This is a genomic window from Alcaligenes sp. EGD-AK7, assembly GCF_000465875.3.
Classification (GTDB): domain Bacteria; phylum Pseudomonadota; class Gammaproteobacteria; order Burkholderiales; family Burkholderiaceae_B; genus Alcaligenes; species Alcaligenes phenolicus.
Window position 1 is genome coordinate 111,109 of record NZ_AVOG02000023.1, and the last position, 23,023, is coordinate 134,131.

Genomic DNA, 23,023 nt, shown 5'->3' on the forward strand with positions numbered 1-23,023 from the left:
CGTCATCGGTGCGCCGCCTTGCGGGTACCGCTGTCGATGGCCTTGAGCAGCGCTGCACCAAGCACCGACTTGAGCACGCCGCCGAGGACGAAGGGGGCCACACCCACGGCGATGGCCTTCTGCACGCCGACCATCGCGGCCAGCCAGGCGCCGCCTAGCAGCAGGCACAGGGCGTTGCCGATCAGCATCGCCGCGAAGGCCATCACGACGCGCCCGCCATGCCAGCCGCGTTCGACCAGCCAGCCGGTCAGCGCGCCGGCCACGGGAAAAGCCAGCAGGTAGCCACCCGTCGGTCCCAGGAAGCGCGCCAGGCCTCCCGTGCCACCGGCGAACACCGGCAACCCGAGCGCGCCCTGGGCCAGCCAGACGAGGATCGTCAGGCCACCCAGGCGCCAGCCGTACAGTGCGCCGACCAGCGTGACGGCCAGCGTCTGCATGGTCATCGGCACCGGCACCATGGGCACGCTGACGTGGGACGACGCGGTGAGCACCAGGGTGCCGAACAGCACCGCCAGCACCTTGGTCGCGGTGGACTGTCCGCGCAGCCAGCGGGTTGTGTCGAGGGGCCCGAGGGTTTGGGTCGAGGTTGAGGTCATGGGTTCTCCTTCATGAATGGCGGTACTGGCCGCCGGGCGCATCCTTGCGCGGACACCGGAAACGTCATCGATCCTGCTTGCCCTGCAGGCAGATCAGCGTCTGCTGGCCGAGCGCCACCTGGGCGCGTCCCTGCTCGGTGACGCCGAAGACTTCGAGTTGGCAGATGGTCAGGGTGCGTCCGGAGCGCACCACCGTGCCGATCGCTTCGAGGTAGTCGCCCTGCGCGGGGGCCAGCAGGTTGATCTTGAACTCGACGGTCAGCACGGAGCTGTCCGGGGGAAACAGCGTGAAGCCCGCGTAGCCCCCGGCCGAGTCGGCGATGGCGCTGGTGCCGCCGGCATGGAAGTAGCCATGCTGCTGGGTGAGGGTTTCGCGGAACGGCAACCGGATGCTGACCCGCCCGCGCGCAACCTCATGCAGTTCGGCGCCCAGGTGGTGCATCAGGCCCTGGCGGGCGAAGCTGTCGCGGACGATTCGCTCGACCTCGGGATCGAGCGGCAAGGAGGGGGCGGCTTGGGTCATGGTGCGGAGATTCCTTCTCGTTGTGGGGACGCATCGGGGTGGCGGCGACCGATGAGGTTCATGGCCTTGAAGCTCGCGACGACCTCGCCCTGCTGGTTGATCCCCTCGGCCACGGTATGCACCATGCCGCGGTCGGGCTTGGAGCGCGATGGCGCCGCGTCGGCGATGGTCAGCCGCAGGTGCAACTGGTCACCCGGGCGCACCGGCTTGAACCAGCGGACTTCATCGACGCCCGGCGAGGCCAGGCTTGCCACCGACGTCAGGTAGTGGTCGACGAACAGCCGCATCATCAGGCCGATGGTGTGCCAGCCACTGGCGATCAGGCCGTGGAACGGCCCGCGGGCCGCTGCCTCGGGATCGATGTGCATGGCCTGGGGATCGAATTGCCGCGCGAACGCGATGACTTCCGGCTCTTCGACCCCGATGGGGCCGTACTCGAACGATCGACCCTTTTCGTAGTCCTCGAAGTAGCGCTGATCCCTCGGTGTCTTGAAATCGGACAGTGCCATGGCAAGGCTCCGGTGTCAGGAATGGGGGTTGAAGCGAGGCGGCCGCTTCTCCAGGAATGCACGCATGCCTTCCTCTCGATCGTACAGCGAAAGGGTGCGGTGGAAGTCGGCTCGCTCGCGGCGCAGTCCTTCGTCCATGGGCAGGCTGGCGCTGGCACGCGCGGCCTGCTTGATCAGGACCAGCACCTCGCCCGACAGGGACGCCATGTCGGCGGCGAGCCGGCGGCCCTCTTCGAGCAGGTGATCGGGGGGCACGATGCGCGAGACCAGCCCGCTGCGTTCGGCCTCGCGGGCGTCCATGCGGCGCCCGGTCAGCAGCAGGTCCAGCGCCTTGGCCATGCCGAGCAGGCGCGGCAGGCGCTGGGTACCGCCCGCGCCGGGCATGGTGCCGACGCGAACCTCCGGGTGGCCGAACATGGCGTTCTCTGCCGCCAGCACGATGTCGCACATCTCGACCAACTCGCAGCCGCCGCCGAGCGCGAAGCCCTGCACCAGCGCCACCACAGGCTTGGGGAACGTGCCCAGCGGCGCGCAGCAACCGGCGAAGTCAGTGGCCCGCGCCTGCTCCGCGCTGATGCCCAGCATCTCCTTGAGATCGGCACCGGCCGCGAAGTGTTCGCCTTCGGCGCGCAGCAGGACCACCCGCACGGCGGCGTCGGCCGCCAGCCTGTCGAGGTGCGCGGCCATCGCATCGGTCAGCGAGCGGCACAGGGCGTTGCGGGCTGCCGGCCGGTCGATGACCAACTCGGCATAGCCATCCGGGTGCGACACGCATTGAATGAAATCGGAAGACATGGGTTCTCCTGCGAAGAACCGCCCGAAGTGCCGGGCCGTCATCGGTTCGGCAGCGCCGGGCAGTACCTGCGAAGTCTGCTGCGCGATGACGCTTGCGTCCAAACGCGAATATCTCAGGTGGGACTGAAAATTTCTCGCTGGAGCAGTCGCCGACGCCTTTGAAGAATGCCGGCCAACACATCGACAACGGAGGCGATTCCATGAAGGTCGTCCGTGGCCGGGAGGTCACCACCAACAGGCCCTGGGGTGCTGTCCCCATTGCCGAACTGTCGGGCCTGTCCGTGAAGATTCACTGGACCGACCAGGCCTATCGCTGGCACATCAACGACGGCGAGGAGGTCTTCGTGGTCCTGGACGGCACGGTGGACATGCACCATCGAGTCGATGGGCGGGAGCAGGTGATCGAGCTGGGCGTCGGCGATGTCTTCTTCGCGGAAGCGGGATGCGAGCACCTCGCGGTTCCTCGTGGCGAGGCACGCATCCTGGTCGTGGAAAGGGTGGGCAGTCCGTAGGTGGTGTCGGGCGCCCACAGAAATCTCAACGCCGGCTGAAAAAAACTCGCTGGAGTCGGCGCCATGCCCGGCCCAGAATCGATTTGCGGACGGACCTCGTATTTCCCTCAACGCCCCGGTACTCCCCGTCCCAGTGAACTCCCATGGAACATACCGCCCTCGTGGCGCTGATCGTCTACGCCTTCGTCATGTCGATCACACCCGGTCCCAACAACGTGATGCTGATGTCCTCGGGCCTGCTGTTCGGCCTGGGCCGAACCTGGCCGCACCTGCTGGGCATCCCTGCGGGCGTGATGGTGCAGCTCGGGATCACCGGCGCCGGCCTCGGTGCGGTGTTCGCCCTCGAACCGCGCCTGCAGCTCGCATTGAAGGTCGTCGGCAGCCTCTACCTGCTCTGGCTGGCCGCGCGACTGTGGCGTGCGGCCGAACTGGAGGAGACCGAGGCCGGCCGGCCCATCGGCTTCATGCAGGCGCTGGCCTTCCAGTTCGTCAATCCGAAGGCCTGGCTGATCTCGGTGACGGTGGTATCCACCTTCCTGCCGCCGGGCGAAGGCTACGCACTGCGCCTGCTGGTGGTCAGCCTGGTGTTCGCCGCCATCGGACTGCCCTGCATGCTGGTCTGGGCCGTCTTCGGCGCCGGCCTGCGGCCCTGGCTGCGCGACCGCGCCGTCGCTCGCGTGGTCAATCGTGCCATGGCGACCCTGGCCGCCCTGACCGTTCTTCTCTTCTGGATCTGATGCCATGACGACACTCTCCCATGATCAACTCCGGGCCCATGCGCTGGCCTGGATCGATGACTGGAACCGGCGCGACGTGCCGGCGGTGTTGGCCGCCTACGCCGACGACGCACTGTTCGTGAGCGCGCTGGCCCAGCCCTATACCGGTGGCACGCGGGTACAAGGAAAGGACGCGCTGCGCCGATACTGGCTGGCCGCGCTCGCCGACAGGCCGGACCTGCGGTTCGAACTCATCTCGGCTATCTGCGACGTCGAGGCGCAGACCGTCGTCGTCCATTACGTGGCGCAGGCCGGCGGCAAGCGCACGCGCATGTGCGAGATCATGCGTTTCGAGAATGGACGGCAGGTCCATGGCGAGGCCCTGCACGGCGTCCCCGCCGAGGAGGGCACGCCATGACGGCGCTGCTGCGCGCCGTCCGGCCCGACGACGGCAACCGCTATGACTGGGGTGGGGTCTGCCTGGGCTGGCGACTGCTGGAACTGCAACACATGCAGGTGCGGCAGGAATGGATGCCCGCAGGCGGCGCCGAGGCACCCCACTGGCACGCCAGGGCGCACCAGTTCTTCTACGTGCTCGGTGGCCACCTGCGCCTGAGCACGCCCGACCAGGACGTGTTGCTGGAAGCCGGTCAAGGCGTACATGTCCCGGCCGGCACTCGCCACATCGCCGCCAATGGTGGCGACGAGGACGTGAATTTTCTGGTGTTCTCCAGCCCCAGCACACAGGGCGACCGCATCGATTCGGCCTCGGCCGCCAAACCGGATCGCCATCGCGACGAGGAGCCTGCGTCATGACCGTTTTCGCCATTGCTCAACTCACCATCCACGACCGGACCGCCTACGACCGCTACCAGGCCCGCTTCATGGAGGTGTTCCGCCACCACCGGGGACGTCTGCTGGCCGCGGACGAGCAGCCTCGCACCATCGAAGGCACCTGGCCGCACCAGAAGCTCGTGCTCATGTCCTTTCCCGACGAAGCCGCCTTCCATGACTGGGCGGAATCGGACGAGTACCAACGCATTGCCCAGGATCGCAAGGCCGGCGCACAGGCCGTGGTGCTGCTGGTCCAGGGTCTCGCTGTGAATGGCTGAGCCCATCGACATTCGCGCCGCCGACGGCTATGCCCTGGGTGGATTTGCCTGGCGCCGCCCCTGCGATCCACGACGCCCGCATCCGGTCGCGGTCATCAACGCGGCCACCGCGGTGCGCTGCCGGTACTACGCGCGCTTTGCCGACTGGCTCCACGGCCACGGATGGGACGTGGTGACCTACGACTACCGCGGCATCGGCGAATCGCGACACCGTGGGCTGCGTCGGCTGCAGGCCGACTGGATCGACTGGGGGCAGCACGATTTCGAGGGTGTGCTGCAGTACCTCGCCTGGCGATTCCCCGGCCAGCCGGTCGACGTGGTCGGCCACTCCGCCGGGGGCTTCGTGATCGGGCTGGCCGCGTCCGCACACCGCGTGCGGCGCATCTTCACCATGGGGGCGCAGTATGCCTACTGGCGCGACTATGCGCCCGCCGCGCGCCGCGCCATGTTCCTGCGCTGGCACGTGGTCATGCCGCTGCTGGCGCGGGTGCTTGGCTACGTGCCGGCCAAACGCCTGGGATGGATGGAGGACACGCCCAAGGGCGTGGCGCTGGACTGGGCACGCATGGGTCCCCGCTTCGAGGGCACGGTGCGCCGAGGCCGGGAGACACTGGAAGGCGAGCCCGAAGCCGAAATGCTGGCACGGCGCTTCGGCCAAGTGCGCGCACCGATCCTGGCGCTGGGCATCGAGGACGATCCGTTCGGCACGGTACCGGCGCTGGACCGCCTGCTGGATTACTACACCGGCAGCGAACGCCATCACCTGCGCTTGGCTCCCGCGGCCATCGGGCAGGCCGAAATCGGCCATTTCGCCTTCTTCCATGAGCGCTTCCGCGAAGCGCTGTGGCCCCTGGCGCTGGACTGGTTGCGCGCTGGCGAGCCACCGGCCCGCCTGCTCGGCGCACTGAAGCATCGACCTGCGGAGGATCCGCAAGCAACGGGAGGCACGACATGAACACGAACCACGCCCCATCGACAGCACCGGGAAACGGGCGTCATTCGCTCTGGATTCCGATCCTGGCCGGCGGATTGATCATGGGTCTGGCCCTCGGTGTGCGGCACGTGCAAGGCTTGTTTCTGCTGCCGGTGACGATGGATCGCGGTTGGTCGCGCGAAATGTTCGGCTTCGCGATGGCGGTGCAGAACCTGACCTGGGGTCTCGCTCAACCCTTCACCGGGATGATTGCCGACCGCTACGGTTCGGCCAAGATCATCGCGGGCGGGCTCGTGTTCTATGCGCTGGGGCTTTTCTTCATGGTTCAGGCGCACAGCCACGTGGCCTTTGTTCTGGGCGCTGGCGTGTGCGTCGGCATCGCGCTGTCGGGCACGGCATTCGGTGCGATCTACGGCGCGCTCAGCCGCCTCGTGCCGGCTGAGCGCCGCAGTTGGGCACTGGGGCTGGCCGGCGCCATCGGTGGCCTCGGGCAGTTCGCCATGGTCCCGGTTGCGCAGGCCTTGATCGGCGGTTGGGCCTGGACGGGTGCGCTGCTGATTCTGTCAGTGGTCATGGCGTTGCTGCTTCCGCTGGCGTTCCCGATGCGCGACGCAAGCATCTCGAACGCGGTGGTCGGCACGGATCTGTCGATGAAGGCGGCGATCGGTGAAGCTTTCCGCCACCGCGGCTTCTGGCTGCTGAACCTGGGCTTCCTGGCCTGTGGCTTCCAACTCGCCTTCATCGCCACGCACCTCCCAGCCTACCTGCTGGACCGGGGCCTGGCCGCCACCGATGCCGTCGCCGCGCTGGCGATCATTGCGCTTACCAATGTGGCCGGCACCTACTTGCTGGGGCTTTGGGGTGGCACGCTGCGCAGGAAGTACCTACTTGCAGGCCTCTACCTGGCGCGCACGGTGGCGATGGCCCTGTTCGTTCTGCTGCCGCTCAGCACATGGGGCGTTTACCTGTTCGCTGCAGTGATGGGGTTCCTCTGGCTCGGGACGGTTCCGCTGACCAATGGCCTCGTGTCTCAGATCTTCGGCGTGCGCTACATCACCACATTGTTTGGTTTCGTCTTCTTCGGCCACCAGTTGGGATCATTCTTCGGTGTCTGGCTTGGTGGCCGCATGTTCGAGGCCACTGGGTCGTACCTGAGCATCTGGCTGCTGGCGATTGCGCTGGGCCTGCTGGCGACGGTTCTGCACTGGCCGATCGACGACAGAACCATCGTACGCGCCGATCCACGGTTGGCGACTTCATGAGGCAAGGCCGCGAATGGTTGAAACGTTGGGCGCCGCTGGCTGTGCTGCTGGCTGCGGGCGTGCTGGTGTTTCGCGCCTGGCTGTCGATGGAGCTGCTGCGGGTGTGGTTGGAGCAATGGTCCTTCTGCGGGTGAGCGGAACCTGACGGGAACTTCGCACGACCATGAGCGCTGATCGTGTCGCTGACTGGCCAAGGTCAAGTGGCTGGCTGTTGCCTCAACCACTCGATGACATCGTCGGCATTCCGGTCCGGCGGGAACACCGGATAGAACACATGCTCGATCACGCCATCGCGCGCAATCAGGGTCAGCCGCTTGAGCAGCGCCAGGCCTTGCACCTCGAAGACCGGCAGACCGAGCGCGGTTGCGAATGAAAGACGATGGTCGGACAGGAAGGGAAAAGGCAGGTGCAGGCGCGCCACCGCCTCGCATTGGTACGCGGTGTCCTGCGTGGACACGCCGAACAACTGGGCGACGCCCAAGGACTTCAGTTCGGCGAAATGATCCCTGAAGGCACAGGATTGCGGGGTGCAGCCCCGTGCTCCTGGAATCTCGTCCCAGCCTGGAGGCAGTGCGACATCCGGCCGGCCCGTCATCGGGAAGAGATACAGCACCGTGCGCCCGCGCAGGCGCGAAGGATCGACACGGCCACCATCCGTCGATGCCAGTTCAAGCGTGGGCAGGCGCATGCCTGTCAGGTGGCGGGTGCCGCCATCATCCTCCGGCTGCGGAAGACGCGACCAATCGACCTGCTGCAGGTTGTTCATGGCTTCACCACCGCTCGTTACCGGCCAGCCAAAGCACGTAGCTCTTCCAGCCGGCGGGTTCGGCGAAGCGCGCGTAGGCCCGGATGGCATCGGGGTTGTCCTCGGGGACCAGCCAGCGCAGATGGATCCAGGCGCGTGATCGTCCGGTATCGGCGATGGCCGCGATGAGCCGCTGCGCGACTCGTTTCCCGCGCGCTGCGGGCAGGACGTACAGGTCATCGAGTTGGCCCGACCGGCCTCCGGAGATCGCCTCGGGCAGATCGAAGAACACCGCGAACGCGACGAGTTCGTCGCCGAGAAAGCCACCCAGCACTTCCGCGATCGGATCGGCGATCAAGGCATCGGCCCGGGCCAGTGCATTCGCCCCGGCGCCTTGCCCGTGGCGCATTTCGTCGCCGTAGGCGGCCAGCAGGGAGGCAAGCGCAACGGCGTCATGGGCAACGAGCCGTCGAAGCGTCACACCTTCATCTGACAGGGCGTGCTGATCGCACGGTTGTGCGGCATTCATGTGTGTCATGCGGTCAAGGCCTTCGGATCGTCGGCGTCATCCACCGGTGGACAGTGTTCGCGCAGCCAGGCGCGCAAGGCGTCGAGGCGCCGGTCCTCGCCCAGGGCGGGTGGATACACGAGGTGGAAATCCCCACCGGCCGGGACCTCATGGTCGAACAAGGGTTCCAGCAAGCCTGCCCGCACCGAGCGCTCGGCGAGTTGCGCCACTACCAGGCACAGCCCCGTTCCTTCGCTGGCCGCCTGCAGCGCGAGGCCGCAGGAATCGACCTGGGTGATCAGGGCAGGGTGTTGCGGACCGGCCGGCAGCGTCTGCAGCCATTGCTCCCAGTGCAGGCCATAGCGGGAAACGAACAGGTGCGCCTGCGCCAGTTGCGCCAATCGTCCCCCGGGGGTGGCGGCCAGCGAGCCGGCCCTGGCATAGACGCCCAGGGTGCCGGCAAACAACATCTCCGAAGCCAGCCCGGGCCACGGCGGCTCGCCGAACCACAGGCCCACGTCGGCGGTGCCCGCCGCGAGATCGGCATGGCCTTGGACGGTGGTGATGTCGAGCGCGGATTCGGCGGTCCCGAACGGATAGGCGGCCAGCCGCGGCGCCAGCCAGTTGATGGCGATCGCCGGCAGCGTATGCAGCCGCAGCGGACCGTCCAGCCGTTCGTCCCGCAGCGCCTGGACCGAGGCGGCGATGTGGCAGAAGCCCGCGTTCAGCGTCGGGGCCAGGCGGCGGCCGGCGTCGGTCAGCTCCACGGTGGCACCGACACGTCGCAGCAACTCGACGCCCAGCAGGTCTTCCAGCGTGCGCAACTGGTGGCTGACCGCCGAGGGCGTGACCGCCAGTTCCAGGGCCGCGTCCTTGATCGACAGATGGCGAGCGGCGGCTTCGAAGGTGCGCAGGGCATTCAGTGGCACGGGGATGCGCATGGGCCCCTCATCTTCCGCAAGGCGTCGGCGTCATCGTTCTGTCCCGCCGCATCCGGCGACGGCGGCTGACCGCCGCGCCGGGGCCGGGGCCCGCTGGGGGCGCCGCAGGTACCAGGCCAGCGCGGCAATGATCAGCGCGCCCCCGGCCAGAGCCCCGCTCCCGGGCGCCTCGCCGAAGGCCAGCCACACCCAGAGCGGTCCCAGCACCACGTCCAGCAGGCTGATCAGTCCAGCTTCTCCCGCCGGAATGCGCCGGCCTCCTTCGAGGAACAGCAGGAAGGCCAGGGCCATGGCGACGATACCCAGCAGCGCCAGGCTTGACAGCGCCTTCGGGTCCGGAATCTGCCGCGACATGAAGGGCAGCGCCGCCACGGCGCAGAGCAGGCACCCCAACGTGTTGATCTTTACGATGTCCAGCCCGGGATGGCTTTTGACGACGATCAGGAGTCCACCGAATGCAGACGTCATCAGCAAGGCAAGCACGCTGCCAAGGAGATGGCCACTGCCGGTCGGGACCCCCACGACGATCGCCACGCCCGCCAGACAGCATGCGCCGGCGGCGAGGACGCGCGGGGAAAGCGGCTCGCCCAGGACCAACCGCGCCAGGCCGGCAGCGACCAGGGGCAGGCAGGCGTAGATCAGCAGGACGTTGGCCACCGTGGTCAGTGTCAGCGCGGCGATGTATGCCACCGTCGCCGTCGATACGAGGAGGGTGGCCCCCCATCCAGCGGCACCGAACGTGCCGGCTCGTTCGCCGCGTCCGCGCAAGGCCAAGACCGCGGCCAGCGCCAGGCCCGCGAACAGGGAACGCCAGCCGACGATGGTCCATGCGTCCAGGTCCGTCAGCCGGACGAACAGCCCGGCCGAACTCCAGCAGACCGCCGCGAGCACAACCATGACGAAACCGATCCATCGACGAGACACCCCACATTCTCCCTGTCAGGACATTGAAGCCAGCGGGCTCGCGCAGGCAGCAGCGGATCGAGGCTTCGCCGCCGTCGACGCGGCGCTTTGCGCGGGCCCGTCCTTGGCACTGCCCGTGTCGGCCGTCGTCCGTTCTTGCCCTTCGTGCCGGGCTTGCTCATCGACCTGCTCGCGCAGCCAACCGCGCAGGTTGTCGAGCCGTCTGTCCTCGCGCAGCGCCTCGGGATAGACGAGCCAGAAGCCGACGCCCGCGCTCACGGGATGGTCGAAGACCGAGGCCAGGCGTCCGAGCCGGACGGCACTCTCGGCCAGTTCGCAGACGGCGATCGACACGCCAGCCCCATCGGCGGCAGCCTGCATCGTCAGGCCGCCCGAATCCACGCGGGTCACGACAGCCGGCTCGAACGGCCCGCCAGGCAGGCTGTCCATCCAGCGCTGCCAGGTGAGGCAATGCCGCGACACGAACAGGTTGGCGCGCGCGACCTGCTTGAGGCGTTCCCGACGCGAGCCGGTGGCAAAGCCCGGGCGCGCGTACAGATCGATGGTGGCCTCGAACAACAGGTCGGCCTGCAGGCCGGCCCACTGGCCGTCGCCATACCAGATGCCGGCATCGGCCACGCCGGCGGCCAGATCCACGTCGTCCTGCGTGGTGGAGATGTCCAGCGAGAAGCCGCGCCGCTCGAACGGATACAGGCTCAGGCGGGGCGACAGCCAGTTAGTCGCGAAGGTCGGCAGCATGTTCACGCGCAACGGCCCGTCGCGCCGCTCCTCGCGCAAGCTGCCCACGCCCTCGGCAATCAGGGCGAAGCCCTCGTTGAGGCCGGGCGCCAGGCGACGGCCGGCGCTGGTCAGTTCCAGCCGCGTGCCGATGCGGCGCAGCAGCTCGACGCCGAGCATGTCCTCCAGCGTGCGCAACTGGTGGCTGACCGCCGAGGGCGTGACCGCCAGTTCCAGGGCCGCGTCCTTGATCGAGAGATGGCGCGCCGCAGCCTCGAAGGCGCGCAAGGCATTCAACGGGACAGGGATGCGCATGGGGGATTCACCCTCCTGGAAGTCATTGGTCGTTCATGGACTCATTAAACCGGAAATCGTCGTCTCCACGCTCGCCGGCGCGTGGACCAAAACTCAGCATCGTCTGAGATTTGCTCACTCGTGCCGACGGCGAACCGGCCGCACACTGACGCCATCGACAACCTGTACAGCGGTGCGCACCATGCTCAATTCTCTTGACGATCGCGATGGCCTGATCTGGCTCGATGGCGAGCTGCTGCCCTGGCGCGAGGCGCGCCTGCACGTGCTCACGCATGCGCTGCACATGGGCGGGGCCGTCTTCGAGGGCATGCGCGCCTATGGCGGCCATGTCTTCCTCAATGCGCCTCACCTGGAGCGCTTCCAGCAGTCCGCCGCGCTGCTGGACTACCACCTGCCGTGGTCGCAAGGCGAACTGACACAGGCCATCGAGGCGGTGCTGTGGGCCAACCAGCTCGACGACGCCTACATCCGCCCGGTGGCCTGGCGCGGCGCGGAGAGTGTTTCCATCGCTTCGCCGCGCGCCCGCATCCACGTGGCGATCGCGGCCTGGGACTGGCCCACGGCGGCGTCCCAGGGCCGCGCCGAGGAAGGCATCCGGCTGCAGCTGGCGAGTTGGCGGCGTCCCCGTCCCGACACCGCGCCCACCGCGGCCAAGTGCTCGGGGCTGTACATGATCGGTACCCTTGCGCGCCATGCCGCCGCAGCGGCGGGTTGCGACGACGCACTGCTGCTCGACAGCGAAGGCCGGGTCGCCGAGACCACGGCAACCAACCTGTTGATGGTCCATGACGGGGTGCTGGTGACCCCATTGCCGACCTGCTTCCTCGACGGCATCACCAAGCGACACGTGATGGGACTGGCGCGCCAGCGCGGGCTGCGGGTGGAGGAGCGGACCGTGACGCTGGACGAACTGCGCGCCGCCTCCGAGGTATTCACCGCCGGCACCTCGGTCGAACTGCAGCCGGTGGTGGCGCTGGTCGAGGACGCGGCGACCACCGAATGGCCCGTGGGGCCGGTGACGCGACAACTGATCCGGGACTTTCGCGCGTCCGTGACCGAGGCGAGCCAGGTCGGCCGGACGCTGCGGGAACGGGAGACCGGCTTGTTGGAACGGCGCCCGTGGCCCGCTCGCGTCGCCTCCGCCTTGCAGGCGCCGTAGCGCGCCATGGACCGGTACGCAGACGGACCCGCGAGAGGACAGGCACGATGCCATGCAGACTGGCTTCATACACGCCCCAGACAGTCGCGCAGTTGCGCGGCAAAGCGCGCCGCGTCCCCGGGTTCGAGCGTCGAGACCGTGACTCGCAGCGCGGGGGCCGCGGGCGCTATCGCGAAGGCATCGCCGGTTCGCACGGCCCAGCCGCAGCGTGCGAGGCTTTGCGCGGTTCGGTGAACGTCACGGTCTTCCGGCAACGGAATCCACACATTGAACCCGTCGCAGGGCTGCCTGGCGGCGATGCCCACGGCGCCGAGTGCATCGATCAGGGCCTTGCGACGCATGGCGTAGGCGGTCTTGGCCGCATGCAGGCGCGCCGTGGCCGCGTCGGATCCGAGCAGGCCGCGCACGGCCGCCTGGAGCAGGTGGCTGACCCAGGTCGTGCCGGGAGCCAGTCGCATGCCGAGCCTTGCGGCGGTCCCCGCATCGGTAGCGATGAAGGCCAGCCGCAGGTCCGGGCCGAAGCCCTTGGACACGGAGCGCACCAGCGCCCGCCGCGTGGTGGCTGCGGGCGCGATGGAGAAGTACGGCGTCTCGGCCAGCAAGGCGAAGTGGTCATCCTCGATCACCAACACGTGCGGATGGCGGGCGAGCACGCGGCGCAGTTCGCGGGCGCGCTGCTCGCTCAGGCCGCAGCCGGTGGGGTTTTGCGCCCTTGGTGTGCACAGCACCGCCTGGGCGCCATTGGCCAGCGCCGCTTCCAGCGCCTGCGGGCGCATGCCGTGCGCATCCATGACCACGGGCACCGCTGCCAGGCCCGTGCTGTGCAGGATGTTGAGGCTGCCGAGGAAGCACGGGTCCTCCACTGCCACCTTGTCACCGGCGACGAGGTAGGCAGCCAACAGACGCTCGATCGCATCGACCGCGCCATGCGCCACCACCAGACCGTCACCCTCCCGGAGATCCGCTCCGAACCACTGCCGCGCCAGCTGTTCGAGTGCCGGGTCGAGTACAGGCTGGCCATACAGCGCGGGCCGATAGCCGCTTGCTGCCAGCGCCAGCAATGGATCGGGCAGCCAGGCCGGGTCCGGATTGCCGCTGGCCAGATCCGCCAGCGCCGAGCCGGGCTGCAGGCCCTCCTGCTCGCCGAGACGCGCCGCTGGCCGGATCACCGTTCCGTTGCGCCCCAGCGTCTCGGCAATGCCAGCGGCCACCAGCTTCCGGTACGCGGCGGCGACCGTGTTGCGGTTGACACCCAGTTGATCGGCCATCTCGCGCACGGACGGCAGGGTCTGGCCCGCGGCAAGCTGGCCCGCATGTGCCTCGCGGCGAATGCGCTCGAAGATGTCCGATGCGGTCTTTTCTGCCATTCCCGTTTGTCCCGTGACAATGTATATTTTGTCCTATGACAATGTTAGCAGCACGGAGAACCCCTTGTCCATGAACGCGCAGACGCATCCCTGGCCCACCGCACACAGCGTCGAGGACTTTCGGCGCAATCTGGCGGCGGTGCATCGGCGCATCGCCGATGCCTGCTCCCGCGCGCGACGCGATCCGTCCGATGTGCGCCTGCTGCCGGTCAGCAAAACCGTGCCGGAGGAGCGCATCCGTCTGGCCTACGCCGCCGGCTGCCGCGACCTGGGTGAGAACAAGGTGCAGGAGGCGCAGCGCAAGGCCGAAGCGATGGTGGATCTCGCCGACCTGCGCTGGTCGGTCATCGGCCACCTGCAGACCAACAAGGCCAAGGTCGTGGCACGCTTCGCCAGCGAGTTCCAGGCTCTGGACAGCCTGCGTGTGGCGGAGGCGCTGGACCGCCGCCTGCAAGCCGAAGGGCGCGCGCTGAATGTGTTCGTGCAGGTCAACACCTCTGGCGAGGCCAGCAAGTTCGGCTTGCCGCCTTCCGAGGTTGCCGGCTTCGTCCGGGCGCTGCCGGGCTTCTCCACCCTGCGCGTGCGAGGCCTGATGACACTGGCGTTGCTGTCGGCCGATCCGGCGCGGGTCCGTCCCTGCTTCGTGCTGTTGCGCGAACTGCGTGATCGGCTGCGCCAGGAGGCGCCGGCGGGCGTCGGCATGGACGAACTGTCGATGGGGATGTCCGGCGACTTCGAGCTGGCCATCGAGGAAGGCGCCACCGTCGTGCGCGTCGGTCAGGCCATCTTCGGCGCTCGCGCGACGCCGGACAGCCACTACTGGCCCGACGACGACCGGGCTGCGACATCGACCGCATCGGAGCAGATCGCATGAAGACCGCCCTGGCCCTGCGCCACATCCATTTCGAAGACCTCGGCACGCTCGAACCGCTGCTGCGCGAGCGTGGATTCGACGTGCGTTACCTCGACCCCGCGACCGACGACCTGGCCCGTGAGGAGGCCGCGGCAAGCGATCTTCTCATTGCACTGGGCGGGCCGATCGGCGCCTTCGACGAGCGGGCCTATCCCTTTCTTGCCGACGAACTGCGTCTGCTCGAACGGCGCTTGGCCAGCGGCCGGCCGCTGCTCGGCATTTGTTTGGGCGCGCAATTGATCGCGCGCCTGCTCGGCGCCGCCGTCGCCCCCATGGGCTTCAAGGAGATCGGCTTCGGCGCGCTGACGCTGACGGATGCGGGCCGCCGCTCGGTGCTGGCACCGCTGGCCGGCGTGCCGGTGCTGCATTGGCACGGCGACCGCTTCGAGCTGCCTGAGGGCAGTGAACTGCTGGCGAGCACCGAAAGCTGCGCGCAACAGGCCTACGCGGTCGGCAACCGGGTGCTGGGTCTGCAGTTCCACCTGGAAGCCGATGCCAGCCGAATCGAACGCTGGCTGGTCGGCCATTGCTGCGAGCTGGGCCAGGCCGACGTCGATCCGCGCACGCTGCGCGCGGATGCCGAGCGGCATGGGGCAACGCTGAAGGCTGCGGCCCACCGCACGATCGGCGCGTGGCTGGACCGGCAGCAGGACACGGGGGGGCGTCCTGAATGACGGTGACCCAACCTGTGCCCATCGATGTCATCAGCATCCAGTCCCAGGTGGTCTACGGGCGGGTCGGCAACAACGCGGCGATTCCCGCGTTGGAAGCCTCCGGGCTGCTTACGACCGCGGTGCCGACCGCGCTGCTCAGCAACACCCCGCACTATCCCTCGGTCCATGGCGGTGCGGTGCCCGACGCGTGGTTCGCTGGCTGGTTGGATGACCTGGAGGCGCGCGGCATCCCCGCGTGCGCTCGCGTTGTGCAGGTCGGCTTCCTCGGCGCGCCGTCGCAGGCACGGATCCTCGCATCCTGGTGGTCGACGATGCGCGAACGCCACCCGCAACTGCGCCTGCACCTGGATCCGGTCATTGGCGACTACGACCAGGGCGTGTATGCGGCGGCTGGCATGGCCGAGGCCTGGCGCACGCTGCTGATTCCAGAAGCCCACGGCCTCGTCCCCAATCGGTTCGAGCTGGAACAGGTCACCGGCAGAACGCTGCAGGGTCTGGCGGATTGCCGCGAGGCTGCCCGTGCGCTGTTGCGCGGCTCCACCCAATGGGTGGTGGTGACCAGTGTCCAGGATGATCCTGAAAGCGCCGTCGTCCAGACGCTGCTGGAGACGCGAGAGGGGGTATCGCGCCTCTTCGAGCATCCCCACGTGCCCTGCGTGGTGAAAGGGGCCGGCGACTACTTCGCCGCGCGCCTGACCGGCCATTGCCTGCTTGGCATAGAGATGCCTCAGGCCGTCGAGCGCGCCTGCGGCGAAACCGCCGAGCAACTGACCCGCACCCGGCGCCTGGGCTGGGAGGAAATGGCCATCCACGCTATGGCCGGGAGTGTCCGGCCATGAATGCCTACCGCCTCGTGATTTCCCGGCATGGCCGGCTGCTGGGCCAGTTCGACAGCGAAACGCCCTGGGCGGGCGACGCGATCCGCGACCTGCTACAGCGACTTCCCGAATGCGATGGCTATCGCACCGAACTGTTCATCGCGCGCGAAGAGCGCCGATTGCTCGAAAGCGGTCCTGGCGGCCTGAAGGTCCTCGGCCGCGAGCCCTTGTTCCAACCCTTGCCGATCACGGCGCTGCTGTCCGGCACGGCGCCCGAGGAGCCGCTCGCGTGAATCAAGCTCCCGGCCTCACGTACGCGTAGGTGGCGCGATGGAGCTGCGACACCTGCGCTGTTTCGTGGCAGTGGCCGAGGAACTGCACTTCACGCGTGCGGCGGTACGGCTCCATATCGAGCAGTCTCCGCTGTCGCGCACCATCCGGGAGCTGGAGTCCGACCTCGGCGCCACGCTGTTCGAACGCAATCGGCGCGGCACCCAGCTCACCTGGGCGGGCCAGGTCCTGCTGGAAGATGCCCGCCGCGTGTTCGCGGCGCTGGAACAGGCACGAACCAACGTCCGGGCCGCCGCCACGGGCTATCGCGGCATGCTGCGCCTCGCGCTGTCGGACGGTATCGCGCAGACACGCCTCGCGGCACTCCTGGCCCTGTGCCGGGAGGAGGAGCCCGATGTGGAAATCCGCCTGTTCGAGACGCCGCTCGCATCGCAGGTGCGCGGGTTGCGCGACGACACTTTCGATGCCGGGTTTGCGCAGTCCGACGAGGCTGGAGAGGGCATCCTGTGCGAGGCGGTCTGGTCCGATCCCATCCTCGTTGCCATTCCGACGCGCCATCCTTTGCTGGCCTTCAGGCAGGTCCCTCTGGATGAACTGCTGCGCTATCCCCTGATCAAGTGCCACCCGGAAACCTGCGAGGGCGCGTACCGGCAGATCAAACGGCTGCTCCGGACGGCCGCCATCCAGCCACGGATCGCAGAGCGGGTCGCGACACTGGAATTGATGCTGACGCTGGTGGCCGCAGGCTACGGACTGGGTTTCGCCACGGCTGCGCAGATTTCGGTCTGCCGTCATCCCGAGATCATTGCGCGTCCCCTGTCGGACCCGTCGGCATGCATGACCACCTACCTGTTGCGGCCGGACAGTGAGCCCTCGGAACCGCTGCAGCACTTCATCGAACGCGCCATGCTCTCGCGCGACGACAGTCCCGCCGTCGATCCGATCTAGCCCTGCGCAACCGCGTTCGTCGCGGCGCAGGCCTTCGTCGGGGACGCCGCGCAGGCGCCATGGCAAGCCATGGGCGACCGAGCAGCTGAACGTGCCGCCGCGTCTACAGATGCAGGGTGCCGCTGGCGACGGTCACGGCCTGCCCACCGACGCGCACCGTCAGTTCGTCGTCGTTTCGGGTCCATTCGACGTGGATCAAGCCATCGCGTCCCATCTCGATGCCTTGCTCCGCAAGGTAGCCACCCTGGACAGCCGATGCGTGCCGGTGCCTTGCCAGGAATGCCGCGACACACCCGTTTCCAGACCCGCAGACGGGGTCCTCGGCAACGCCTTCGCCTGGCGCGAACGTGCGCAGGCGCAAGCGTACCGGTGCGTCGGCCTCGTGTTCGGCAAAGACGGTCACGCCGACGGCACCCGATGCGCGGCAACGTTCGGCGATGCAAGGCAGGTCGGGACGCAGCGACGCGAGGGCGGCGACGCTGCGCAGCTCGGCGATCAGCCACGGGATGCCGGTGGAGACGACTTCCACCGGCATCGCGGCCAGCATGTTCGCATCGCAGCCCAGCAGGGCCGACATTTCCCCAGGACCGATGGCCGTGTTGCGGAACTGCGGGCTGGCCTGGGTCATCCAGTAGATCGGCGAGCCATCGGTCGGAACGACTTCGACAGGCACGATGCCGATGCCGCAGGCCTGCCGCAGCAGAATTGCATCGGCCAGGTCGCCACGGTGCGCACGCACAGCACTCGCAGTGGCTATGGTGGGATGCCCCGCGAACGGCAGCTCGCTGGAGGGCGTGAAGATGCGCACACGATAGTCGGTGTCTGGCGATTCCGGGGCCAGCACGAAGACCGTCTCGGACAGGTTCATCTCGCGCGCGATCCGCTGCATGGTCCGCGCATCGAGATCGTCGGCATCGAACACGACGGCAGCCGGGTTGCCCCTGAGCGGCTGGCTCGTGAACACATCGACTTGCAGGAAGGACTTGTTCATAGCTTCTCCAGGTTCGGTCGCACCGCCTGTGCTCGGTTGCGTGCGTGTGGCCGGGGACGAATCACGCGGCCAGGGCCTTGGCGCCGCTCGACGGTCTCCACAAAAGCATCCATGCGGCGAATCCGAGGAAACCGATCCCCGCCAAGCGCGTGCAGCGCTGGCGCCAGACGGAACTGCCCAATGCTCCCTGCACCCGGCTTGCAATGGCGGCATAGCCGGTCAAGGTGGCGCCGCTGAGGATCACGAAGATCGCGGTCAGGCCAATGAACTGAGGGATGAGCGCCTGGTCGGCCCGGATGAACTGGGGGAAGAAGGCGGTGAAGAAGAGGATCGACTTCGGATTGGATGTCGCCACCAGGAATCCTTCCTTTGCCAGCGCGAAGGCCTGCACCGGCCCTGCGTCATGGGCACCGGCGTCCGGCAGCCGTGTGTGTCTGCCCTGCACAAGCAGGCGAAGACCGAGGTACGCCAGGTAGGCGGCGCCGGCCAGCCGCAGTGCGGTCATCGCGTGGGCGGAGGCAAGCAGGAACAGGCCGACGCCCCACGCGGCCGCCGCGGAAACCACGAGCAACCCCAACATGTTGCCCAGCGTCGACCACAGGCTCGCGACCACGCCCTGGCGAGCGCCATTGCGCATCGCCAGCAGGATGGCCGGGCCGGGCGTAAGGATGGACAGCCAGGCCGCCAGGACGTAGGAAATCAGGAGCGGGATATCGGGCATGGCGAACTCGGGGGAGCTTCTTCGTCGGTTGTGAAGGAAGTGCACTTCGACGATAGCCAAGGCCATTCGAGCTGACCATTGAGCTTTTCTCGACGTTTGCTGAGACCTTCTCACTCGGCAATTCGACGCATCGGTCTTAAGGTTTCCAGCCAGACAACGTCACTCCGGATATCCGCGCACGCCACCATGAGCCACCTTCAGACCGTTCGCCTCTTGATGCTTCCCGGTATCGGCAATTCCGGGCCGGAGCATTGGCAGACGCGCTGGGCGTCGCGCCAGGAGCATGGCCGGCGATTCCAGCCTGCCGACTGGGACAGGCCGGACCTGGCCGACTGGCTGCAGGCACTCGATGCGGCCATCGACGAGTGCGGCGCGCCCGTCGTCCTGGTCGCACACAGCCTTTCGTGCCTGCTCGTCGCGCACTGGGCATCGCGGCCGGGAATCGGGGAAGACATCCAGCATCGGATCGCCCAGGTCCGGGGCGCCTTCCTCGTTGCCGTCCCTGACCCCGGCGCACCGGCATTTCCGGGCGAGGCGAGCGAGTTCGGCCCGCCACCGACCGAACCCCTGCCGTTTCCCGCGCTGGTGGTCGCCAGCAGCGACGACCCCTATGGCTCGCTGCAGCACGCCCGGCACATGGCCATGGGTTGGGCTGCGGGATGCGTGGAAGTCGGCGCCCTCGGGCATATCAATGCAGCCAGCGGCTTGGGCGACTGGGACACCGGCTGGCATCTGCTGCAGGCATTCGGAGCGGGGCTGCGCGTCCAGATGCCGGCATCGAATCGACCGGGACCATGAGCATGCTCGCGTATCGCTACCTGACCGGCATCGACGACGCTGCGTTCTGCCACCGCGTCACGGCGGCCCTGAACAGCGGCTGGGCGCTGTACGGCGCGCCGAGCCTGACCTACGACGCGGCGCGTGGCGCAGTGATCTGCGGCCAGGCCATCGTCAAGACCATCGAATCGACGACGTACAGCGAGTCACTGGACTTGTCTGTGCTCTGACGGAGATCCCCCAATGGATGTATCGACCGCGATCCTGGGCTTCACGCTGACGGCGCTGCTGCTCACCTTGACCCCCGGCCTGGACACGGCGCTGGTACTTCGCACGGCGGCTGTGGAAGGGGGGCGCAAGGCGATGAGGGCGGGCGGCGGCATCGTGACCGGCGTGCTGATCTGGGGGCTGATCGCGGCCCTCGGGCTCGGCGCGGTGCTCGCGGTCTCCCGACTCGCCTACACCCTGCTGCAGATCGCGGGCGCGGCCTATCTGCTCTGGCTCGGCTGGAAGCTGATCTCTGGCGCGCTCAAGAGCCTCCCGACGCTGCCCGCAGACGATCCGCCGCTCGTGCGTGGGGAGCGCTGGTTCCTGCGCGGTCTGCTGACGAATCTGCTCAATCCCAAGGTCGGGGTGTTCTACGTGAGCCTCCTGCCACAGTTCGTTCCCGCCGACGTGCCGGTGGTCGGGTTCAGCGTGCTGTTGGCCGGCATCCACGCCGCGATGGGACTGCTCTGGTTCGCCGCACTGGTGCTGGCCACGCGGCCCCTGGCACGCTGGCTGCGCCGGCCCACGGTGATGCGCTCGCTCGATGCGCTCACCGGCCTGGCGCTGATGGGGTTTGGCCTGCGTCTGGCCCTGTCCAGGCCGACGAGCTGAGGTGCGAGCGGCATGGACATCGGAACCTTCCTGCTGCTGGCCGGTGCCGGCATGATCGGCGGCATCTGCAATGCGGTGGCCGGCGGCGGCACATTCTTCACCTTTCCCGCGCTGCTGGCTGCCGGCGTACCACCCGTGGTGGCCAACGCCACCAGCGCGGTGTCGATCTGGCCGGGGCATGCGAGCAGCCTGCTCGGCTATCGCAGCGAACTCGGGCGCCACCGCGCCGCTTTGCGGCGCAGCCTGCCCGTGGTCGGTGCCGGTTCGCTGGTGGGCGCCACACTGTTGGTGTTCACCGGAGATGCACAGTTCAGCCGTTTGGTGCCGTGGCTGATCCTCGTCGCGACAGTGCTGTTCGCCCTGGGACCCTGGCTGCGCCAGGCCATCGAGCGGCATGCTCGCGGTCAGGTGCCACACCTGGCGGCTGCGGGGGCGGAGTTTCTGACCGCACTCTATGGCGGCTACTTCGGCGCCGGCCTGGGCATCATGCTGATGGCGATCCTGACCTTGCTGGGTGTGCGCGATGTCCAGGAGGCCAACGCCGTCAAGAATGCGATGGCTACCGTTGTGACCAGTGCCGCGGTGATGCTCTTCGTCGCCACCGGGTCCATCGCCTGGGCGCAAGGCAGTGCGGTCCTGCTGGGCGCGATCTTGGGGGGCTATGCCGGCGCGCGGTTGGCGCGCTGGATTCCGCCGCTGGCGCTGCGTTGGACGATCGTGGCGACCGGCCTGGCGCTCTCTGCGTACTTCGGGCTGGAGACGGGTGCATGATGGATCGCTTGCAGCGGGCGTGCGACGCCCATGCCTGTGCCAGCACGGCGCTCCCCGGCATCGCCAATGGCGGGCGATGCTGCTTTCCGCGCTCTGCTGCGTTTGCGGACAACGTGGCACCGACCCTGCCACCCGCCTGGATCTGCCAATCCGGCTCGACCAACGAGGCGCTGTGTCGATTCAGTTGGCGAACTTTCTGTGAGGAGTCCATTCGATGAATCCACTTGATGCACTGACCGCGCTCTGGTCGCTGGGCGGGCTGCCGCCGCAGGCGCTGGCCGGGATCGCGCTGACGGGCAGCGACCCGGTGTTTCCCTCGTCCTTCGCCGTCGGCACCGCCGCGCAGACCAGCATTGCCGCGGCTGCGCTCGCCGCCTGCGAACTGGGCCATGAGCGGGGTGCTCCGCGCCAGCGTGTCGCCGTGGACATGGCCCACGCCGCCGCCGAATGCACCGGCTGGTTCACGCTCGACGGCCAGGAGCCCGAGCTGTGGGACCCGTTCGCCGGCCTGTACCGCTGCGCCGATGGCTACGTGCGTGTCCACACCAACTTCCCGCACCACCGCGATGGCGCGCTGCGCCTGCTGGGCCTGGACCCGGCAACGGCCACGCGCGCCGACGCCGAGCAGGCCCTGTTGGGTTGGAAGGCGCTGGACTTCGAGCAGGCCGCTGCCGACCACGCATTGGTGGCCACGGCGTTGCGCAGCTTCGCCGAGTGGGATGCCACGCCCCAGGGTCAGGCGGTGGCCTCGCAACCCTTGATGACCATCACCCGAATCGCCGATGCGCCACCGCGCGCACTGCCGCCCCTGGCGGCCGATGAGCGGCCGCTCGCCGGCCTGCGCGTGCTCGACCTCACGCGCATCCTGGCCGGCCCCGTCGGTGGGCGGGCGATGGCGTCGTTCGGCGCGGACGTGATGCTGGTCAACTCACCGAACCTGCCCAACATCGCCGCTATTGCCGAAACCAGCCGCGGCAAGCGCTCGGCGCACATCGACCTGCGCAGCGAGGCCGGGCGCGAAGCGCTGTGGCGGCTCGTGGAAGACGCCCACGTGTTCTCGCAGGGGTACCGGCCTGGCGGCCTGGCCGCGCTCGGCTTCTCGCCCGAGGCCCTGGCCGCGCGCCGGCCCGGCATCGTCGCCGTGTCGCTGACTGCCTACGGCGCGCAAGGGCCCTGGGCCGACCGGCGCGGTTTCGATTCGCTGGTGCAGACGGCAATGGGCTTCAACCGCGCCGAGGGCGAAGCGGCGGGCGACGGCAAGCCGCGCGCGCTGCCGATGCAGATCCTCGACCAGGCCAGCGGCTTCCTGATGGCTTTCGGCGCTGCCGCCGCGCTGTGGCGACAGTCGCGCGAAGGGGGAAGCTGGCACGTGCAGGTGTCGCTGGCGCAGACCGGGCACTGGCTGCGCGGTCTGGGGCGCATCGAAGAGGGCCTGCGGGCCGGCAGGCCGGACCTCAGCCCCTGGCTCGCCGACGAAGTCTCCGGCTTCGGCCTGCTGCGCGCCGTGCGCCCCAGCGCGCAACTGGCGCGAACACCGGCCGGCTATGCGCGACCGTCAGTGCCGCCGGGAACGGATCGTCCGAACTGGTGAGAGCTTGTCCGCAA

Annotated in this window: 30 protein-coding genes; 18 read left to right on the forward strand and 12 right to left on the reverse strand. The window is 68.3% G+C overall.

Annotated elements, in window-relative coordinates; translation table 11 throughout:
- Nucleotides 1–2: 2 nt before the first annotated feature.
- The 4 genes from N879_RS11415 to N879_RS11430 all read right to left on the reverse strand — a co-directional run bounded on the left by N879_RS11415 (nt 3) and on the right by N879_RS11430 (nt 2,423).
- Nucleotides 3–596 carry a biotin transporter BioY gene (locus tag N879_RS11415; protein ID WP_009463333.1) on the reverse strand — a complete coding sequence of 198 codons (594 nt, stop codon included), beginning with the start codon at nt 594–596 and terminating at the stop codon, nt 3–5.
- A 64-nt stretch (nt 597–660) separates the two neighbouring features.
- Nucleotides 661–1,119 carry a PaaI family thioesterase gene (locus N879_RS11420; protein WP_009463331.1) on the reverse strand — a complete coding sequence of 153 codons (459 nt, stop codon included), beginning with the start codon at nt 1,117–1,119 and terminating at the stop codon, nt 661–663.
- Entirely contained in the window at nt 1,116–1,628 is a 513-nt protein-coding gene (locus N879_RS11425) for a MaoC family dehydratase (protein ID WP_021447000.1), read from the reverse strand. The genes N879_RS11420 and N879_RS11425 overlap by 4 nt, the downstream gene beginning before the upstream one ends.
- Before the next feature lie 15 nt (nt 1,629–1,643).
- The gene (locus N879_RS11430) at nt 1,644–2,423 is read right to left on the reverse strand and encodes an enoyl-CoA hydratase/isomerase family protein (RefSeq protein WP_009463328.1); all 780 of its coding nucleotides are present in this window, start codon (nt 2,421–2,423) and stop codon (nt 1,644–1,646) included.
- 200 nt (nt 2,424–2,623) lie between these two features.
- Between N879_RS11430 and N879_RS11435 the strand changes: the two genes are divergently transcribed.
- The 7 genes from N879_RS11435 (at nt 2,624) to N879_RS11465 (ending at nt 6,959) form a co-directional block, all read left to right on the forward strand.
- The gene (locus tag N879_RS11435; protein WP_009463326.1) at nt 2,624–2,935 is read left to right on the forward strand and encodes a cupin domain-containing protein; all 312 of its coding nucleotides are present in this window, start codon (nt 2,624–2,626) and stop codon (nt 2,933–2,935) included.
- 143 nt (nt 2,936–3,078) lie between these two features.
- Nucleotides 3,079–3,672: a LysE family translocator gene (locus N879_RS11440; protein ID WP_009463324.1), complete on the forward strand. Its 594-nt coding sequence runs from the start codon at nt 3,079–3,081 to the stop codon at nt 3,670–3,672.
- Between the two features lie 4 nt (nt 3,673–3,676).
- Complete coding sequence (locus N879_RS11445) at nt 3,677–4,069, forward strand: nuclear transport factor 2 family protein (RefSeq protein ID WP_009463322.1); 393 nt, start codon at nt 3,677–3,679, stop codon at nt 4,067–4,069.
- Nucleotides 4,066–4,467, forward strand: a complete 402-nt coding sequence (locus tag N879_RS11450; RefSeq protein ID WP_009463320.1) for a cupin domain-containing protein — start codon at nt 4,066–4,068, stop codon at nt 4,465–4,467. The genes N879_RS11445 and N879_RS11450 overlap by 4 nt, the downstream gene beginning before the upstream one ends.
- Nucleotides 4,464–4,763, forward strand: a complete 300-nt coding sequence (locus tag N879_RS11455) for a DUF1330 domain-containing protein (RefSeq protein WP_009463318.1) — start codon at nt 4,464–4,466, stop codon at nt 4,761–4,763. The genes N879_RS11450 and N879_RS11455 overlap by 4 nt, the downstream gene beginning before the upstream one ends.
- Nucleotides 4,756–5,718, forward strand: coding sequence for an alpha/beta hydrolase family protein (locus N879_RS11460; protein ID WP_009463316.1), 963 nt, complete (start codon nt 4,756–4,758; stop codon nt 5,716–5,718). The genes N879_RS11455 and N879_RS11460 overlap by 8 nt, the downstream gene beginning before the upstream one ends.
- Nucleotides 5,715–6,959: an MFS transporter gene (locus N879_RS11465; RefSeq protein WP_031232739.1), complete on the forward strand. Its 1,245-nt coding sequence runs from the start codon at nt 5,715–5,717 to the stop codon at nt 6,957–6,959. The genes N879_RS11460 and N879_RS11465 overlap by 4 nt, the downstream gene beginning before the upstream one ends.
- 196 nt (nt 6,960–7,155) lie before the next feature.
- Here N879_RS11465 and N879_RS11470 read toward each other — a convergent pair whose 3' ends face one another.
- Genes N879_RS11470 through N879_RS11490 form a run of 5 tightly spaced genes read right to left on the reverse strand, consistent with a single transcriptional unit; the run spans nt 7,156 to nt 11,109 of the window.
- Nucleotides 7,156–7,725, reverse strand: coding sequence for a peroxiredoxin (locus N879_RS11470; protein ID WP_009463313.1), 570 nt, complete (start codon nt 7,723–7,725; stop codon nt 7,156–7,158).
- 4 nt (nt 7,726–7,729) lie between these two features.
- A complete protein-coding gene (locus tag N879_RS20435) occupies nt 7,730–8,233 on the reverse strand; it encodes a GNAT family N-acetyltransferase (RefSeq protein WP_200914602.1) in 504 nt (167 codons plus the stop codon).
- 5 nt (nt 8,234–8,238) lie between these two features.
- Complete coding sequence (locus N879_RS11480) at nt 8,239–9,153, reverse strand: LysR substrate-binding domain-containing protein (protein ID WP_021447004.1); 915 nt, start codon at nt 9,151–9,153, stop codon at nt 8,239–8,241.
- A gap of 30 nt (nt 9,154–9,183) precedes the next feature.
- Entirely contained in the window at nt 9,184–10,050 is an 867-nt protein-coding gene (locus N879_RS11485; RefSeq protein WP_021447005.1) for a DMT family transporter, read from the reverse strand.
- Nucleotides 10,051–10,092: 42 nt separating this feature from the next.
- A complete protein-coding gene (locus tag N879_RS11490) occupies nt 10,093–11,109 on the reverse strand; it encodes a LysR substrate-binding domain-containing protein (RefSeq protein ID WP_009463304.1) in 1,017 nt (338 codons plus the stop codon).
- 181 nt (nt 11,110–11,290) lie between these two features.
- On the opposite strand from N879_RS11490, the gene ilvE reads away from it, so the two are divergent.
- Complete coding sequence (ilvE, locus tag N879_RS11495) at nt 11,291–12,268, forward strand: branched-chain-amino-acid transaminase (RefSeq protein ID WP_009463302.1); 978 nt, start codon at nt 11,291–11,293, stop codon at nt 12,266–12,268.
- Nucleotides 12,269–12,333: 65 nt separating this feature from the next.
- On the opposite strand, the gene ptsJ is transcribed toward ilvE, so the two are convergent.
- The gene (ptsJ, locus tag N879_RS11500; protein WP_009463300.1) at nt 12,334–13,635 is read right to left on the reverse strand and encodes a MocR-like B6 salvage transcription factor PtsJ; all 1,302 of its coding nucleotides are present in this window, start codon (nt 13,633–13,635) and stop codon (nt 12,334–12,336) included.
- A 70-nt stretch (nt 13,636–13,705) separates the two neighbouring features.
- On the opposite strand from ptsJ, the gene N879_RS11505 reads away from it, so the two are divergent.
- Genes N879_RS11505 through N879_RS11525 form a run of 5 tightly spaced genes read left to right on the forward strand, consistent with a single transcriptional unit; the run spans nt 13,706 to nt 17,279 of the window.
- On the forward strand, nt 13,706–14,509 hold the full coding sequence (locus N879_RS11505) for a YggS family pyridoxal phosphate-dependent enzyme (RefSeq protein WP_039942627.1): 804 nt from the start codon (nt 13,706–13,708) through the stop codon (nt 14,507–14,509).
- Nucleotides 14,506–15,222, forward strand: a complete 717-nt coding sequence (locus N879_RS11510; protein ID WP_009463296.1) for a glutamine amidotransferase — start codon at nt 14,506–14,508, stop codon at nt 15,220–15,222. The genes N879_RS11505 and N879_RS11510 overlap by 4 nt, the downstream gene beginning before the upstream one ends.
- Nucleotides 15,219–16,061, forward strand: coding sequence for a PfkB family carbohydrate kinase (locus tag N879_RS11515; RefSeq protein ID WP_021447006.1), 843 nt, complete (start codon nt 15,219–15,221; stop codon nt 16,059–16,061). Before N879_RS11510 ends, N879_RS11515 begins: the two co-directional genes overlap by 4 nt.
- Entirely contained in the window at nt 16,058–16,333 is a 276-nt protein-coding gene (locus tag N879_RS11520) for a hypothetical protein (RefSeq protein WP_009463290.1), read from the forward strand. The genes N879_RS11515 and N879_RS11520 overlap by 4 nt, the downstream gene beginning before the upstream one ends.
- A 37-nt stretch (nt 16,334–16,370) precedes the next feature.
- The gene (locus N879_RS11525; protein WP_009463288.1) at nt 16,371–17,279 is read left to right on the forward strand and encodes a LysR family transcriptional regulator; all 909 of its coding nucleotides are present in this window, start codon (nt 16,371–16,373) and stop codon (nt 17,277–17,279) included.
- 103 nt (nt 17,280–17,382) lie between these two features.
- Here the strand turns inward: N879_RS11525 and N879_RS11530 are convergent, their stop codons facing one another.
- Nucleotides 17,383–18,270, reverse strand: a complete 888-nt coding sequence (locus N879_RS11530) for a PhzF family phenazine biosynthesis protein (RefSeq protein ID WP_009463286.1) — start codon at nt 18,268–18,270, stop codon at nt 17,383–17,385.
- 61 nt (nt 18,271–18,331) lie between these two features.
- Nucleotides 18,332–19,057 (reverse strand): LysE family translocator, encoded by a 726-nt coding sequence (locus N879_RS11535; RefSeq protein WP_009463284.1) that lies wholly within the window; start codon nt 19,055–19,057, stop codon nt 18,332–18,334.
- A 120-nt stretch (nt 19,058–19,177) separates the two neighbouring features.
- On the opposite strand from N879_RS11535, the gene N879_RS11540 reads away from it, so the two are divergent.
- From N879_RS11540 to N879_RS11560, 5 genes are all read left to right on the forward strand, one after another.
- A complete protein-coding gene (locus N879_RS11540; RefSeq protein ID WP_009463282.1) occupies nt 19,178–19,789 on the forward strand; it encodes an RBBP9/YdeN family alpha/beta hydrolase in 612 nt (203 codons plus the stop codon).
- The gene (locus tag N879_RS11545; protein WP_009463280.1) at nt 19,786–19,998 is read left to right on the forward strand and encodes a DUF1737 domain-containing protein; all 213 of its coding nucleotides are present in this window, start codon (nt 19,786–19,788) and stop codon (nt 19,996–19,998) included. Before N879_RS11540 ends, N879_RS11545 begins: the two co-directional genes overlap by 4 nt.
- Nucleotides 19,999–20,011: 13 nt before the next feature.
- Nucleotides 20,012–20,647 carry a LysE family translocator gene (locus N879_RS11550; protein ID WP_009463278.1) on the forward strand — a complete coding sequence of 212 codons (636 nt, stop codon included), beginning with the start codon at nt 20,012–20,014 and terminating at the stop codon, nt 20,645–20,647.
- Between the two features lie 12 nt (nt 20,648–20,659).
- Complete coding sequence (locus tag N879_RS11555) at nt 20,660–21,418, forward strand: sulfite exporter TauE/SafE family protein (protein WP_009463276.1); 759 nt, start codon at nt 20,660–20,662, stop codon at nt 21,416–21,418.
- 214 nt (nt 21,419–21,632) lie between these two features.
- On the forward strand, nt 21,633–23,009 hold the full coding sequence (locus N879_RS11560; protein WP_021447009.1) for a CoA transferase: 1,377 nt from the start codon (nt 21,633–21,635) through the stop codon (nt 23,007–23,009).
- The last annotated feature ends 14 nt before the right edge of the window (nt 23,010–23,023 follow it).

Coding starts and splice junctions, on each gene's coding strand:
- N879_RS11415 (WP_009463333.1), bottom strand. CDS start 596: ATGACCTCAACCTCGACCCAAACCCTCGGGCCCCTCGACACAACCCGC.
- N879_RS11420 (WP_009463331.1), bottom strand. CDS start 1,119: ATGACCCAAGCCGCCCCCTCCTTGCCGCTCGATCCCGAGGTCGAGCGA.
- N879_RS11425 (WP_021447000.1), bottom strand. CDS start 1,628: ATGGCACTGTCCGATTTCAAGACACCGAGGGATCAGCGCTACTTCGAG.
- N879_RS11430 (WP_009463328.1), bottom strand. CDS start 2,423: ATGTCTTCCGATTTCATTCAATGCGTGTCGCACCCGGATGGCTATGCC.
- N879_RS11435 (WP_009463326.1), top strand. CDS start 2,624: ATGAAGGTCGTCCGTGGCCGGGAGGTCACCACCAACAGGCCCTGGGGT.
- N879_RS11440 (WP_009463324.1), top strand. CDS start 3,079: ATGGAACATACCGCCCTCGTGGCGCTGATCGTCTACGCCTTCGTCATG.
- N879_RS11445 (WP_009463322.1), top strand. CDS start 3,677: ATGACGACACTCTCCCATGATCAACTCCGGGCCCATGCGCTGGCCTGG.
- N879_RS11450 (WP_009463320.1), top strand. CDS start 4,066: ATGACGGCGCTGCTGCGCGCCGTCCGGCCCGACGACGGCAACCGCTAT.
- N879_RS11455 (WP_009463318.1), top strand. CDS start 4,464: ATGACCGTTTTCGCCATTGCTCAACTCACCATCCACGACCGGACCGCC.
- N879_RS11460 (WP_009463316.1), top strand. CDS start 4,756: ATGGCTGAGCCCATCGACATTCGCGCCGCCGACGGCTATGCCCTGGGT.
- N879_RS11465 (WP_031232739.1), top strand. CDS start 5,715: ATGAACACGAACCACGCCCCATCGACAGCACCGGGAAACGGGCGTCAT.
- N879_RS11470 (WP_009463313.1), bottom strand. CDS start 7,725: ATGAACAACCTGCAGCAGGTCGATTGGTCGCGTCTTCCGCAGCCGGAG.
- N879_RS20435 (WP_200914602.1), bottom strand. CDS start 8,233: ATGAATGCCGCACAACCGTGCGATCAGCACGCCCTGTCAGATGAAGGT.
- N879_RS11480 (WP_021447004.1), bottom strand. CDS start 9,153: ATGCGCATCCCCGTGCCACTGAATGCCCTGCGCACCTTCGAAGCCGCC.
- N879_RS11485 (WP_021447005.1), bottom strand. CDS start 10,050: ATGGTTGTGCTCGCGGCGGTCTGCTGGAGTTCGGCCGGGCTGTTCGTC.
- N879_RS11490 (WP_009463304.1), bottom strand. CDS start 11,109: ATGCGCATCCCTGTCCCGTTGAATGCCTTGCGCGCCTTCGAGGCTGCG.
- ilvE (WP_009463302.1), top strand. CDS start 11,291: ATGCTCAATTCTCTTGACGATCGCGATGGCCTGATCTGGCTCGATGGC.
- ptsJ (WP_009463300.1), bottom strand. CDS start 13,635: ATGGCAGAAAAGACCGCATCGGACATCTTCGAGCGCATTCGCCGCGAG.
- N879_RS11505 (WP_039942627.1), top strand. CDS start 13,706: ATGAACGCGCAGACGCATCCCTGGCCCACCGCACACAGCGTCGAGGAC.
- N879_RS11510 (WP_009463296.1), top strand. CDS start 14,506: ATGAAGACCGCCCTGGCCCTGCGCCACATCCATTTCGAAGACCTCGGC.
- N879_RS11515 (WP_021447006.1), top strand. CDS start 15,219: ATGACGGTGACCCAACCTGTGCCCATCGATGTCATCAGCATCCAGTCC.
- N879_RS11520 (WP_009463290.1), top strand. CDS start 16,058: ATGAATGCCTACCGCCTCGTGATTTCCCGGCATGGCCGGCTGCTGGGC.
- N879_RS11525 (WP_009463288.1), top strand. CDS start 16,371: ATGGAGCTGCGACACCTGCGCTGTTTCGTGGCAGTGGCCGAGGAACTG.
- N879_RS11530 (WP_009463286.1), bottom strand. CDS start 18,270: ATGAACAAGTCCTTCCTGCAAGTCGATGTGTTCACGAGCCAGCCGCTC.
- N879_RS11535 (WP_009463284.1), bottom strand. CDS start 19,057: ATGGCCTTGGCTATCGTCGAAGTGCACTTCCTTCACAACCGACGAAGA.
- N879_RS11540 (WP_009463282.1), top strand. CDS start 19,178: ATGAGCCACCTTCAGACCGTTCGCCTCTTGATGCTTCCCGGTATCGGC.
- N879_RS11545 (WP_009463280.1), top strand. CDS start 19,786: ATGAGCATGCTCGCGTATCGCTACCTGACCGGCATCGACGACGCTGCG.
- N879_RS11550 (WP_009463278.1), top strand. CDS start 20,012: ATGGATGTATCGACCGCGATCCTGGGCTTCACGCTGACGGCGCTGCTG.
- N879_RS11555 (WP_009463276.1), top strand. CDS start 20,660: ATGGACATCGGAACCTTCCTGCTGCTGGCCGGTGCCGGCATGATCGGC.
- N879_RS11560 (WP_021447009.1), top strand. CDS start 21,633: ATGAATCCACTTGATGCACTGACCGCGCTCTGGTCGCTGGGCGGGCTG.